The 11,705-nt window shown below is 70.8% G+C and carries 13 protein-coding genes; 8 read left to right on the forward strand and 5 right to left on the reverse strand.

Features of this window, described 5'->3' with window-relative positions:
- Positions 1-88: 88 nt before the first annotated feature.
- Entirely contained in the window at positions 89-1,339 is a 1,251-nt protein-coding gene (locus tag ACLQ29_RS08315) for a DUF222 domain-containing protein (RefSeq protein WP_425771047.1), read from the reverse strand.
- A 169-nt stretch (positions 1,340-1,508) separates the two neighbouring features.
- On the opposite strand from ACLQ29_RS08315, the gene ACLQ29_RS08320 reads away from it, so the two are divergent.
- From ACLQ29_RS08320 to ACLQ29_RS08330, 3 genes are all read left to right on the forward strand, one after another.
- Positions 1,509-2,093, forward strand: a complete 585-nt coding sequence (locus ACLQ29_RS08320) for an ArsR/SmtB family transcription factor (protein WP_425771048.1) — start codon at positions 1,509-1,511, stop codon at positions 2,091-2,093.
- A 172-nt stretch (positions 2,094-2,265) separates the two neighbouring features.
- Positions 2,266-3,636 (forward strand): MFS transporter, encoded by a 1,371-nt coding sequence (locus ACLQ29_RS08325; RefSeq protein ID WP_425771049.1) that lies wholly within the window; start codon positions 2,266-2,268, stop codon positions 3,634-3,636.
- Positions 3,588-4,439 carry a menaquinone biosynthetic enzyme MqnA/MqnD family protein gene (locus ACLQ29_RS08330; RefSeq protein WP_425771050.1) on the forward strand — a complete coding sequence of 284 codons (852 nt, stop codon included), beginning with the start codon at positions 3,588-3,590 and terminating at the stop codon, positions 4,437-4,439. The genes ACLQ29_RS08325 and ACLQ29_RS08330 overlap by 49 nt, the downstream gene beginning before the upstream one ends.
- 36 nt (positions 4,440-4,475) lie before the next feature.
- Here ACLQ29_RS08330 and ACLQ29_RS08335 read toward each other — a convergent pair whose 3' ends face one another.
- Together ACLQ29_RS08335 and ACLQ29_RS08340 are read right to left on the reverse strand one after the other, a co-directional pair.
- Positions 4,476-5,435 (reverse strand): hypothetical protein, encoded by a 960-nt coding sequence (locus tag ACLQ29_RS08335; protein WP_425771051.1) that lies wholly within the window; start codon positions 5,433-5,435, stop codon positions 4,476-4,478.
- Entirely contained in the window at positions 5,435-6,445 is a 1,011-nt protein-coding gene (locus ACLQ29_RS08340) for a hypothetical protein (RefSeq protein ID WP_425771052.1), read from the reverse strand. Before ACLQ29_RS08340 ends, ACLQ29_RS08335 begins: the two co-directional genes overlap by 1 nt.
- Before the next feature lie 369 nt (positions 6,446-6,814).
- Between ACLQ29_RS08340 and paaA the strand changes: the two genes are divergently transcribed.
- The 5 genes from paaA to paaE are packed head-to-tail and all read left to right on the forward strand — an operon-like array spanning position 6,815 to position 10,607.
- Complete coding sequence (gene paaA / locus ACLQ29_RS08345) at positions 6,815-7,906, forward strand: 1,2-phenylacetyl-CoA epoxidase subunit PaaA (protein ID WP_425771053.1); 1,092 nt, start codon at positions 6,815-6,817, stop codon at positions 7,904-7,906.
- Positions 7,903-8,190 (forward strand): 1,2-phenylacetyl-CoA epoxidase subunit PaaB, encoded by a 288-nt coding sequence (gene paaB, locus ACLQ29_RS08350; RefSeq protein ID WP_355027413.1) that lies wholly within the window; start codon positions 7,903-7,905, stop codon positions 8,188-8,190. The genes paaA and paaB overlap by 4 nt, the downstream gene beginning before the upstream one ends.
- A gap of 37 nt (positions 8,191-8,227) precedes the next feature.
- Positions 8,228-8,953, forward strand: a complete 726-nt coding sequence (paaC, locus tag ACLQ29_RS08355; RefSeq protein WP_425771054.1) for a 1,2-phenylacetyl-CoA epoxidase subunit PaaC — start codon at positions 8,228-8,230, stop codon at positions 8,951-8,953.
- A gap of 47 nt (positions 8,954-9,000) precedes the next feature.
- Positions 9,001-9,474 carry a 1,2-phenylacetyl-CoA epoxidase subunit PaaD gene (gene paaD, locus ACLQ29_RS08360; protein WP_425771248.1) on the forward strand — a complete coding sequence of 158 codons (474 nt, stop codon included), beginning with the start codon at positions 9,001-9,003 and terminating at the stop codon, positions 9,472-9,474.
- Positions 9,471-10,607, forward strand: coding sequence for a 1,2-phenylacetyl-CoA epoxidase subunit PaaE (gene paaE / locus ACLQ29_RS08365; RefSeq protein ID WP_425771055.1), 1,137 nt, complete (start codon positions 9,471-9,473; stop codon positions 10,605-10,607). The genes paaD and paaE overlap by 4 nt, the downstream gene beginning before the upstream one ends.
- 4 nt (positions 10,608-10,611) lie before the next feature.
- On the opposite strand, the gene ACLQ29_RS08370 is transcribed toward paaE, so the two are convergent.
- The gene (locus ACLQ29_RS08370; RefSeq protein WP_425771249.1) at positions 10,612-11,022 is read right to left on the reverse strand and encodes a hypothetical protein; all 411 of its coding nucleotides are present in this window, start codon (positions 11,020-11,022) and stop codon (positions 10,612-10,614) included.
- Between the two features lie 16 nt (positions 11,023-11,038).
- Entirely contained in the window at positions 11,039-11,680 is a 642-nt protein-coding gene (locus ACLQ29_RS08375; RefSeq protein ID WP_425771056.1) for an RloB family protein, read from the reverse strand.
- Positions 11,681-11,705 lie beyond the last annotated feature (25 nt).

Genomic DNA, 11,705 nt, shown 5'->3' on the forward strand with positions numbered 1-11,705 from the left:
GCTGCGGTGCGGTGGCTGCCCGAGGCGGTGTGCGGCGTGTTGCCAGGCGGTCGGCATGCCCGGACGGACAGGGGAGGCACCTCCGGTATCAGCAGCGCCGGTGGTAGCGGTTGCGGCGTGGTGTGCGCAGGGGGTCGAGCCAGCGAGGCGGAAGGAACTCGGGTCGGCCGTCCGCCCCGATGCGGACCGTCCAGTCGCTGCGATGGACGAACCGGTGGTGGTAGCCGCAGAGCAGCACGGCATTGCCCAGCGCGGTGGCTCCGCCGTCGGCCCAGTGTCGGACGTGGTGACCGTCGCACCATCGCGGCGGCCGATCACAGCCAGGGAAGGCGCAACCGCCGTCGCGCAGCACGAGCGCACGCCTCAGCGGGCCGGTGAAGAGCCGGCGCTGGCGGCCGACGTCCAGGACCTGACTGTCGCCGCCCAGCACCGCGGGCAGCACGCCCGCATCGCAGGCGAGACGGCGGACCGCGCCCGGCGTGAGACGAACTCCGGTCTCCACGGTGCCGGCGCGTACGCCGTTGACCAGATCGTCGAGCGACACGGTAACCATGAGCTGCGGCCGGTCTCCGCCATTGTCGGGCAAGTGCCCGGTGCGCAGCGCCAGCCGACAGACTTCGCCGAGCGCGTCGGCTCGGCGCTGGCCTGGACTGCGGTCGTCGTGCTCACCGGCCGGGGCGCAGAGCGGGTCGATCGCCTCACGCAGCAGGCTCGCGGTTTCGGTGTCCAGGTTTCCGCTGAGGCGTACCTGACCGTTCTGCTGCTCGGAGAGCGTGACGTGCCGGCAGGCCTCGGCCCGCTCGGTGGCCCGTTGGAGAGCCTTCAGCTCAGCCTGGTCGGCGAGATCCGGTGCGACGTGCGTGAGGACCCGCTCTCCGAACCGGTTCAGGATGGTGGGATCGAACCGGTCGGCCCAGTCGACCAGGAGTCGGGTGGCCTTGTCCGCCACCTCCGGGCCGGCCTCCACCGGGAGCGCGGCGATCGTCTCGGCCACCACTCGACCCTGCTCGACGGTGATGGCGCCGCTGAGCAGCGCGTCGCGCACCGCCGCTGGCGCGTCATCGACGGTGGCGGCGAGCTGGACCAGCTGGCGCGCGGAACGACCGGAGAGCCGCAGCCGCTCCCGCAGCCAGACGGCGGTGGACGAGGCGCCCTGGGCGACCGCCAGGCCCCGGCCGTCCACCTCGCGGACCAGGCCGAGCTGGACGGTAGCCAGCCGCTGCGCCAACACGTGGGTCGCGTCGAGAGAGGCGAGCAGCTCGTCGTCGGAGAGCCCCCAGAGCGCGGTTTCGGCGCAGTCGTCGACCGTGCCTCCGGCCTGCGTCAACACCCCCAACATGAAGACAGAATAGGACAGATGTACGACACGTTCGGCCCGCTTCGACCGCGGCGTTGACGCTGAATGTCGCATCGACCGGCCACGCTCTCGGCCGGCTGTTAGCGGAAGTCGGTTGCCGCCCACCGCGGAGGTGATGGCGGGTCGGGGAGCCGCCCGGGATCATGGGCTCATGACCGAGGCCAGCCCCGATTCGCGTCGGATGACGATCAGTGACCCGCAGGTGATGCGGGCGATGGCTCATCCGGCCCGGATCGCGATCATGGAATACCTGAGTAGCCGCGAGGGCGGTGGGACCGCCACCGAGTGCGCGGAGATCGCCGGGCTGTCGCCGAGCGCGACAAGTTACCACCTGCGCGCGCTGGCGAAGTTCGGCCTGGTCGAGCAGGCGCCGAGTCGGGGGGACGCGCGCGAGCGGCTGTGGCGCGTGCCGAGTGGGAGTGTGCTGGTCGAGGCGGGTCGCGATGCCGGGCCCGAGGCGCGCGCGGCCGAGCAGGCGCTGGTGGAGGCGCACGCGGTCCGGGCCATGGAGCGGACGCGGGACTGGCTGCGGCGCGCTGGGGGCGAGCCCGCCGAGTGGTACGCCAACGCTCTGTTCACCGACACGCTGCTGCTGCTCACCGCCGAGGAATTGGCCGAGGTGAACGAGGCGGTCCTGACCATGTTGCGGCCGTACCAGGCTCGTCGGCGCCAGGCGGATCCTCCGGCGGGGGCACGCACGGTCGCCGTGCAGTACCGGGCAGTGCCGCTGGCCTAGCTCTCCCAGGCGCCGGCTCGATGGCGCTGCGGACGGCTTCCTCGCCGCAGCTCACCCGGCCCGCCGAGGCGGCGAGTTGTGCCGGCGTTCGCCGTCGCGGCGCGGCCGTCGGATGCGCGTGTTCCGACGGCAGGGGTTGCGCCGGACAGTTGTGAAGGAATATTTTCGAAGTATGTCCTTCACAACTGACTCGTCGTGCTGGCCGGACGTCTGGCTTGCCGCCACCGCCCGTGGCACCACGATCTGTGGAGACTTCCTGGCCGCCACCGCACTCGCGCTGGCGCTGCAGGGCGCCGGCGCCGGAGGGCTCGCCGTCTCGGGGCTGCTGCTCGCGGCCACACTGCCCCTGGTGGTGCTCGCCCCGCTCACCGGACGGCTCGTCGACCGGGTGGACAGTCGCACCCTGCTGGTCACCGTCGGGCTAGCGCAGGCGGTCATCTGTACGCTGCTCGCCGTCGCCGAGCACCCGGTCCTGGTCGTGGGTCTCGTCGCCCTGCTCGCCTGCGGGCTCGCGGTGACCCAGCCCTGCCTGGCGGCGCTGTTGCCGGCGATGGTCCGTCCGGCTGACCTGCCCCGGGCCAGCGCGATCAGTCAGAACGCCGTCTCCCTCGGCGCGCTCGGTGGGCCGGCGCTGGCCGGCCTGTTGGTGGGGCAGTTCGGCACTCGCGTACCCCTGCTTCTCGATGCCGTGACCTACCTGGCGCTGGTGGTCGCGGGCCTGCTGCTGCGGACCCGTCGGGGCGGCCGACGACCCGCCGCCGCCGGGCCGGCGGGCGGGGGAAGCCCCGCGAACCAGGCCAACCCGAGCGGTACGGAGGTGCGCTGGCGGCTGCGCCGTGACCCGCTGATGCTGGTCATGGTGGTCAGCACCGCCGTGGTGATCGCGGCGATCGGCGGCATCAACGTGATCGAGGTCTTCTTCATCCGGGAGACGCTGCACGGTTCGGCGACCACGTACGGCCTGGTGGGAGCGGTATGGATGGCCGGCATGCTGCCCGGCAGCTGGATCGCCGCACGACTCGCCCGTCGGTTCGACCACGACGGGGCGTTCATCCATGGGGTGTTGGTCACACTGGCAATGTGCAGCCTGCTGGTGCTGCTCGCCGCGACGGTGCCGACGGCCGGCCTGCTCGTGCCGCTCTGGCTGGTGGCCGGCGCGGCGAACGGCGGCGAGAACGTCTTCGCCAACCTGCTCACCAGCCGCCGGGTGCCGGAGCCCATGCGTGGCCGGGCGTACGCCAGCTACGGCGCGGCGGTACAGGGTGGCTCGATGGCCGGTTATCTGGTCGGCGGGGCACTGCTCACGGTCGTCCCACCCCGACCACTCATCGCCGGGGCGGGCGCGGCTGGGCTCCTGGTCGTGTTGGCCTTCGTGCCGGTCGTAGCCCGGGCGGTACGACGGCCAGTGCCCCGAGCGGAGGGCACGGATGCGGGGTTGGCCACTCCGGGCCGACCCGCCGAGCCGGACCCGAAGGCCGGGGATACGGTCGGGTCATGGCTGAGCGCATCGCACGACCGCGGGTCGGGCACATCCAGTTCCTGAACTGCCTGCCGATCTACTGGGGTCTGATGCGTTCCGGTGCCCTGCTCGACGTCGACCTGCAGAAGGATTCGCCGGACCGGCTGAGCGCGGCGCTTGTCGCCGGTGACCTCGACATCGGCCCGATCACGCTCTTGGAGTACCTGAAGCATGCCGACGAGCTGCTCCTCCTGCCGGACCTGGCGGTGGGCAGCGATGGACCGGTGCTCTCGGTCAACATGGTCTCCACCCGGCCTCTCGCCGAGCTGGACGGCGCGCGGGTGGCGCTCGGCTCGACCTCGCGGACCGGGGTGATGCTGGCCCAGTTGCTGCTCGCCGAGCAGTACAACGTGCGGCCCGAATACTTCCGCTGCCCGCCGGACCTGACCCAGATGCTGCTCGAAGCCGACGCCGGGGTGCTGATCGGGGACGTGGCGCTGCGGGCGTACTACGAGGCGCCGCAGCGGGGGCTCATCGTCACCGACCTCGGGCAGGCGTGGCGGGAGTGGACTGGTCTGCCGATGGTCTTCGCCGTCTGGGCGGTCCGCCGCGACTTCGCCGCCGCCCATCCGGGCCTGGTCAAGGAGGTGCACGAGGCGTTCCTGCGCTCGCGGGACCTCTGCCTGGCCGAGCTGGACCAGGTCGCGGAGGCCGCGGCCCGTTGGGAGACGTTCGACGCGGCGACGCTCGCCACGTATTTCCGTACCCTGGATTTTTCGCTCGGTGACCGGCAGGTCGCCGGGCTGCGCGAGTGGGCCCGGCGGGCCGCCGCGATCGGTGCGGCCCCGGAGCTGCCGGAAGGCGGCCCCGAGTTCTTCGCCGGCTGACCGGCGGGTCGGCCCCGCGGCCCGCGGGGCCGCGGCTCAGATGCCGGGGCGCAGGAGCGCCTCGGTGATCTTCTCGCAGTTCTTCATGCCGTAGTCGTAGCCCATGTTGATCGGGTACCTGACCATCACGCCCATCGTCCAGGTGTCACCGATGGCCATGCAGTTGATGTGCATCTCCTGCAGCTCGGTCCGGTCGATCCACCCGTTCTTGATGGCGATCTGCTTCTGCTCGGCGGCGGGGAAGGCCTTGCGGATGCCGAAATCACCGGCGCCGCGAACCAGTTTCATCTCGTTGAGCAGCCACTTGGTCCACTTCGGGCCGGCGGCGATGCCGGTGGCGATGCAGTTGCCCATGCGGGCGGCGTCCCGGGGGGAGAGGGCCGTCTCGCTCCAGCCGCGGTCGGGGGCGACCTTGCTGTCGGTCAGCTTGCACATCGAGATCAGGCGCTTGATCGAGGCGGCCCCGCCGACCTGGTTGTAGAACTGCTGGGCCCGGGTGTTGTCGCTGTCCCGGATGATCAGCGTCGCGTCGGCGAGCTTCGCGCTGCTCGGGGTCTGGCCGTTGTCGGCCGCGCGACGCAGATAGTCGGCGACGACCCAGGCCTTGATCATCGAAGCGGTCGTGCTGGTCTCGCCCATGTTCTTGGAACCGATAATCTCCCCGGTGCGACGATCCAACACGCTCCAGGAGTACCAGCCCTCGATGTCCAGGTTGAGGTCCTTGGCGACGAACGGCAGCGGCTCCAGCGGGCTGGGGCTCGGTGACGGCGAGGACGGCTCGCGGGCACTGCGGTTGGTGCCCGGGCCGGTGGGGCGGTCGCTCGTGCCGGGGCCGGCGTCGCCCCACTTGGCGGCCGCCGCCGACTCGAACGGCGACCCGGGCAGGAGCCGCAGCGACACCAGCACCAACCCGAGCAGGATGACGGCGATGGCGACCAGCCGCAGCGGGGACGTCTCACCGCCGCCGCGCCGGTCGGCCCGCCGACTGCCGGCCATCAGAGCTTCCCGACCGGCTGCTGCGGCACCTTGAGCGCCGCGCCGGGCTGGGGGGTGACCAGTTGGGTGGCCACGCTGGCGCAGACCTTCGCGCCGTAGTCGAGACTGCTTCTGGCCGGATAGCGCAGCATCACCGCGAGACTCCACTTGCCGGTGACAGCGAGGCAGTTGACGTGCCAGTTTCGGTCATAGTAGATCCGCGTCCATCCGTTCTTGATGCTGACCGGGCCCTGCGCGGTGATCGACTTCGGCAGGCCGTCGATGATGCCCCAGCGGCCACCGCCGGACTTTTCCTTCTGGTCCTTCGCCGCGGTGGTGCCCCGGACCTTGCTCATCTGATCCAGCACCCACGGGGTCCACTTCGGGCCGGCGGCCTTACCGTCGGCGATGCAGTCGCCGAGCCGGACCGCGTCCCGCGGGGACATCTGGGTGAAGCTCCAGTAGCCGGAGAACGGCTTGATCGCGCCGCGCGTGGTGTCGGTCAGCCCGCAGATCTTGATGGCCCGCTGGATCACCGCGTCGGGCGTGCTGCTCGTGGACGGCCGGTACGAGCCGCCCGCCGCAGCGTGGACCTTGTCGGCCGCGACGTCGTTGCTGTCGATGATGGCGAGCCGGGCCGCCTCCTTCAACCCTGCGGGCGGCTCCTTGCCCTTGAGCTGCCGCAGGTAGTCCGAGACGATCCACGCCTTGATCATCGACTCGGTGGAGCTGGTCGCGGCCATGTTCGGTGATCCGGAGATCGTGCCGGTCTGCCGATCGAGCAGTGCCCACGAGAAGAAGTCGCCCTGGAAGTCCACCGACACCGGGCCGGCCGCCAGCGTGGGCGGCGGCGGTGGAGTGGGTGCGGGTGGGGGCGCGGCGACCTTCGGGGCGGCGATGACGCCGCCGTGGCCTCCTCCGCTCCCGCCGCTGTCGCCACTGGAGAGACGGGCGTACGCGGCGGGGACCACGAGGACTCCGCCGAGCAGGACCGCCGCGATGGCGAGCACCAGGGTCACGCGGGAACGCATGAGTGGGTGAACTCCAGGTGTCAGGGCCGGGGGGACCGGCTTGTTGTCCGGACGGATCGGCCGATCGCCGAGGCCGGGGGAGGTGGCCTCTGTCTGGCGGCGATCTTCTGGAGCCGATCGGTGTGCCGGCGGAAAGTCTACGTCCGGTTTGCGGACCCGCCAGGGTCCGACACTAGGCAACAGGAGATAAAGGCGGGATATCGAGACGGTATGCGGCAGTTGTGGCGATTTGCCTTCCCATCGTGGCCCAGGTCACGGTGACGTCGGCGTGCCCAGGTAACGCAAAGCACTCATTCCATCACGGATGGGATCCACGGATTCCTGTTACACGCTCTGGTTTCTTGGGTCGCAAGCTGTAACACTTGTCCCATGTATGGCAACGACTTCCCGACCCCGACCGACACGTCGGACGCCGCTGCGGGCGACGCGCCCGCTGCCGGCCTGCTGGGCGAGGTCGAGGCCGCCGAGGCGGAGCTCCGCGCGGCCGCGGCGCGCGGCCGACGTGGCGGACCCGCGCCCGACGAGGACCTCGCGGCGTACTTCGCCGAGGTGGTCGACGCCGAGCAGAAGATCGAGCCCCGTGACTGGATGCCCGACGCGTACCGCCGGACGTTGATCCGGCAGATCGCCCAGCACGCCCACTCCGAGATCATCGGCATGCAGCCGGAGGGTAACTGGATCAGTCGGGCGCCGTCGCTCAAACGCAAGGCGATCCTGCTGGCCAAGGTGCAGGACGAGGCGGGTCACGGCCTCTACCTCTACGCCGCCGCCGAGACCCTCGGCATCAGCCGCGACGAGCTGGTCCAACTGCTGCTCGACGGCCGCCAGAAGTACAGCTCGATCTTCAACTACCCCACCCTGAGCTGGGCCGACATGGGCGCCATCGGGTGGCTGGTGGACGGCGCGGCGATCGTCAACCAGGTGCCGCTGTGCCGCTGCTCGTACGGCCCCTACGCCCGGGCGATGATCCGGGTCTGCAAGGAGGAGTCGTTCCACCAGCGGCAGGGCTACGAGATCCTGCACACCCTCGCGCACGGCACCCCGGCCCAGCAGGCGATGGCCCAGGACGCGGTGGACCGCTGGTGGTACCCGTCGCTGGCGATGTTCGGCCCGCCGGACGGCGACTCCACGCACTCCGCCCAGTCGATGTCCTGGAAGATCAAGCGTTTCTCCAACGACGATCTGCGGCAGCGTTTCGTCGACATGTGCGTCCAGCAGGCCGAGATCCTCGGCGTCCGCCTCCCCGATCCGGACCTGCGCTGGAACGAGGAACGGCAGGCGTACGACTACACCCAGCCGGACTACGACGAGCTGCTGCGGGTGATCTCCGGCAACGGGCCGTGCAACCGGGAGCGGATGGCCCACCGCCGGGCGGCGCACACCGAGGGCGCCTGGGTCCGCGAGGCCGCCACGGCGTACGCCGCGAAGCGGGCGCAACAGAAGGAGAAGGTGGCCGCGTGACTACCGAACACTCGCCGCTCTGGGAGGTCTTCGTGCGGGCGCGACGTGGGCTGTCGCACACCCACGTCGGCAGCCTGCACGCCCCCGACGCGGAGCTGGCCCTGCGCAACGCCCGGGACCTGTACACCCGCCGTCAGGAGGGAGTCTCGATCTGGGTGGTGCCGGCCGGCGCTATCACCGCGTCCAGCCCGGACGAGAAGGACGCCTTCTTCGACCCGGCCGCCGACAAGGTCTACCGCCACCCCACCTTCTACGAGGTGCCGGACGGGGTGGCCCACCTGTGAGCGAGCGAAGCAACAGGCCCAGCAATGGAGTGGCGGCGTGAACGGGCCGTACGACTTCACACTCGCCCTCGGCGACGACGCGTTGGTCGCGGCGCAACGACTGGCCGAGTGGACGACCCGCGCGCCGGAGATGGAAGAGGACATCGCGCTCGCCAACATCGCCCTCGACCAGCTCGGCGCGGCCCGGCTGCTGCTGTCGTACGCGGGCGAGCTGGAGGGCGCGGGCCGGGACGAGGACGCGTTGGCGTTCCTGCGCGACGACCGCGAGTTCCGCAACGCGCTCCTGGTCGAGCTGCCCAACGGCGACTTCGCGGTGACCATGGCGAAGCTGTTCTTCCTGGCGGCCTACCAGCTACCGCTGTACACGGAGCTGGCCGGTTGCGCCGACCAGCGGTTGGCCGCGATCGGTGCGAAGGCGCGCAAGGAGTCGGCGTACCACCTGGACCATGGCGCGCTGTGGGTGCGGAGGCTCGGCGACGGCACCGACGAGTCACACCGTCGCATGCAGGCCGCCGTCGACCAGGTGTGGCCGTACACCCACGAGTTGTTCGCCGCGGACCCGGCGGCGCCGGTCGACCCGGCCACGCTGCGGCCCGCTTTCGACGAGACCGTCGGCGCGGTGCTGGCCGAGGCGACGCTCACCCGACCGGAGAGCGGCTGGGCCCCGGCCGGCGGGCGGGACGGCGTGCACACCGAACACCTGGCCTACCTGCTCGCCGAGATGCAGGTGCTGCACCGCGCCCATCCCGGAGCGACCTGGTGAGCGCGGTGGCAGCGCGGCGGAGCCCCGCGGTCGCGAACGGCGGCACGGTGAGCGCGCGGGCGGCGGCCGCCAGCGTCGTGGACCCGGAGATCCGGGTGATCACCATCGACGAGCTGGGCATCCTGCGGGCCGTCGAGCAGGACCCGACGAACGGTCGGGTCACCGTCACCATCACCCCGACCTACACCGGTTGCCCGGCGATGGACGTGATCCGCACCGACATCCGCCGCGCGCTGGCGGTCGCCGGCCACCCCGACGCCCAGGTCCGCACCGTCTACAGCCCACCGTGGAGCACCGACTGGATCTCCGCGGGTGGTCGGGCCAAGCTCGCCGCCGCCGGGATCGCCCCGCCGGCCCCGGTGCCCGCCGCCGGCGTCGTCGCGCTGACCCTCGCGGTCCGCTGCCCACAGTGCGGCTCACCGGAGACCGAGCAGGTCAGCCGGTTCGGCTCCACTGCGTGCAAGGCGCTGTGGCGGTGCCGCTCCTGCTCCGAACCCTTCGACCACCTGAAGGCGCTGTGACTGTCACCATCACCCGCCCGGTCCGTCGCCGGCCGGTCTTCCACCCGCTGTCGGTCGCCGCCGTCGACCGGCTCACCGACGACGCGGTCGCGGTGACCTTCGCCGTACCCGAGGATCTGCGGGAGACCTTCGCGTTCCGCGCGGGCCAGCACCTCACCGTGCGTCTTCCCGGCGGAGCCGGGGCCACCAGCTCCGCTGGTGCGGACGGCACGGACGTGCGCCGGTCGTACTCGATCTGCTCGACCCCCGACGACCTGGCCCGGCACGGCCGGCTGCGGATCGGGGTACGGGAGATCCCCGGCGGCGCCTTCTCGGCGTTCGCCTGCGGGGCGCTGCGGGGCGGCGACACGGTCGAGGTGCTGCCGCCGTTGGGCACATTCACCACGGCGTTCGCGCCGGACCGGGTGCGGCACTACGGCGCGGTCGTCGCCGGCTCCGGCATCACGCCGGTGCTCGCGCTCGTCGCGACCGCGCTGGCCGTCGAGCCGGCCAGCACCTTCACCCTGGTGTACGGCAACCGCACGGCGAACACGGTGATGTTCGCCGAGGAGCTGGCCGATCTGAAGGACCGCTATCCCACCCGGCTGCACCTGGTGCACGTGCTCTCCCGGGAGCAGGGCGAGTCGGCGCTGCTCTCCGGGCGGATCGACACCGAACGGCTGGGCCGGTTGCTGGGCACCATCGTGCCGGGCGACGTGATCGAGGAGTGGTTCCTCTGCGGCCCGTACGCCATGGTGGTCGACGTCCGGGACGTGCTGACCGCACGTGGCCTGCCCGAGTCGGCGGTGCACACCGAGCTGTTCCACGTCGACGCGCCGCCGGAGCCGGTGCGCCGTCCGGCGGATCAGGCGGGCGCCGGCGCGGAGGTCACCATCGTGCTGGACGGCCGGTCGTCGAGCTTCACGATGGGTCGCGAGGAGCGGGTGCTGGACGCCGCGTTGAAGGTGCGCGGCGAGCTGCCGTACGCCTGCAAGGGCGGTGTCTGCTCGACCTGTAAGGCGAAGGTCGTCGACGGGTCGGTCTCGATGGCCCGCAACTACGCCCTGGAGCCGGAGGAACTGGCCGCCGGCTACGTCCTCACCTGCCAGTCCAGCCCGACCACCGACAAGCTCACTGTCGACTACGACGCCTGACGACTCAAGCTTGCAGTAGCTTGATTCGGAGCGCCTGAAGTGGCTTATTGCTCCGGACGTGGGTCCACTGCCCCCAACCGTTGATGTCGTGGCCCACGCACGCCTTCAATGCTGGCGAAGGCTTCGCATAGGTGGACCCGTCGGGAAGGCGAAGGTGTCCATCTGTTGTGACCACCGCTCGGTGTGTCCTGCCCTTCCGTAACTGAACGTGGATGAGTTCATCGCCTGGGATCAGCAGCTCGGCTTCGATCAGACCCATGAGGTCTCCGCTTGACAGCCGAGCTTCCTTCGCTTTCTTGGGGTCGAGGTCGAGCCCCAGCAACCGGCGGAGCACGTCGTTCTCCCGATCGACGAAGGGCTCCGCGTGCTGCTGAAGCAGGGCGTACACCTCGTCGTCGATCTCGATCTTGTGCATGGGCACGGTGTGCTCCTCAAGCCGTTCTTTGGGGAAACGTGCTGGTGGCGGCGTCGGACTCGAGCGCGGCCACCAGGCCTGGCACCGAGGTTGAGGGATTCCGGTCGGCTAGCGGCAGGCCCGCGCTCAGCCTGTCCAGTCGCGCCGCCCGACGGAACGCGTCAGGACGGCCGGCTCTAAGCGCCTCAAAGTCCAAGAGCTTGCACCGTCGGCGATAACCACACGGGTGTCGTTCCAGTCGGCGACACGCCTCGTCGGATGTCAGGTAGGGCAGCTCCTCGTAATGAAGGAGTAGGTAGACCTCGAAGCAGGGGTTGGAGATGGCGCAGTTGATGCCGTGCCGCGCGGCCAGCGCGAGTGCCGCGCCGAGGCGGGCGTGTACATCTGGAGCTTCAACGTCGAAGACACACCAGACCTCGTCGTAACCATCACCCTGGGCGGCGGCCCGGTTGGTGTCCGCGACGGCCTTCTCGACAACGCCGTACGGCTCACCGTGGCCGGAGACGACTTCGATCCGCACATTGCCCGCCCGTAGCTCGCGGCGCAGACCCTTGAAGTAAAGCGTCTCGGTGTTCTCGCCTTCGCAGCAGACCAGGTAGGTCTTGCGCTCCCGTCGAGTTCCGGGCTGGCGGCGCAGCGGCTTGCCGGGACGGGCCATCAGCGGACGGCCGAGAAGTGGCGCA

It is taken from the genome of Micromonospora sp. DT228 (assembly GCF_049841595.1).
Classification (GTDB): Bacteria; Actinomycetota; Actinomycetes; order Mycobacteriales; family Micromonosporaceae; genus Micromonospora.

Excerpts from the sequence above, each read along its gene's own strand:
- ACLQ29_RS08340 (WP_425771052.1), bottom strand. The coding sequence starts at position 6,445 with ATGCGTTCCCGCGTGACCCTGGTGCTCGCCATCGCGGCGGTCCTGCTC.
- ACLQ29_RS08330 (WP_425771050.1), top strand. The coding sequence starts at position 3,588 with ATGGCTGAGCGCATCGCACGACCGCGGGTCGGGCACATCCAGTTCCTG.
- ACLQ29_RS08320 (WP_425771048.1), top strand. The coding sequence starts at position 1,509 with ATGACCGAGGCCAGCCCCGATTCGCGTCGGATGACGATCAGTGACCCG.
- ACLQ29_RS08315 (WP_425771047.1), bottom strand. The coding sequence starts at position 1,339 with ATGTTGGGGGTGTTGACGCAGGCCGGAGGCACGGTCGACGACTGCGCC.
- ACLQ29_RS08335 (WP_425771051.1), bottom strand. The coding sequence starts at position 5,435 with ATGGCCGGCAGTCGGCGGGCCGACCGGCGCGGCGGCGGTGAGACGTCC.
- paaA (WP_425771053.1), top strand. The coding sequence starts at position 6,815 with ATGTATGGCAACGACTTCCCGACCCCGACCGACACGTCGGACGCCGCT.
- ACLQ29_RS08370 (WP_425771249.1), bottom strand. The coding sequence starts at position 11,022 with ATGCACAAGATCGAGATCGACGACGAGGTGTACGCCCTGCTTCAGCAG.
- ACLQ29_RS08375 (WP_425771056.1), bottom strand. The coding sequence starts at position 11,680 with ATGGCCCGTCCCGGCAAGCCGCTGCGCCGCCAGCCCGGAACTCGACGG.
- ACLQ29_RS08325 (WP_425771049.1), top strand. The coding sequence starts at position 2,266 with ATGTCCTTCACAACTGACTCGTCGTGCTGGCCGGACGTCTGGCTTGCC.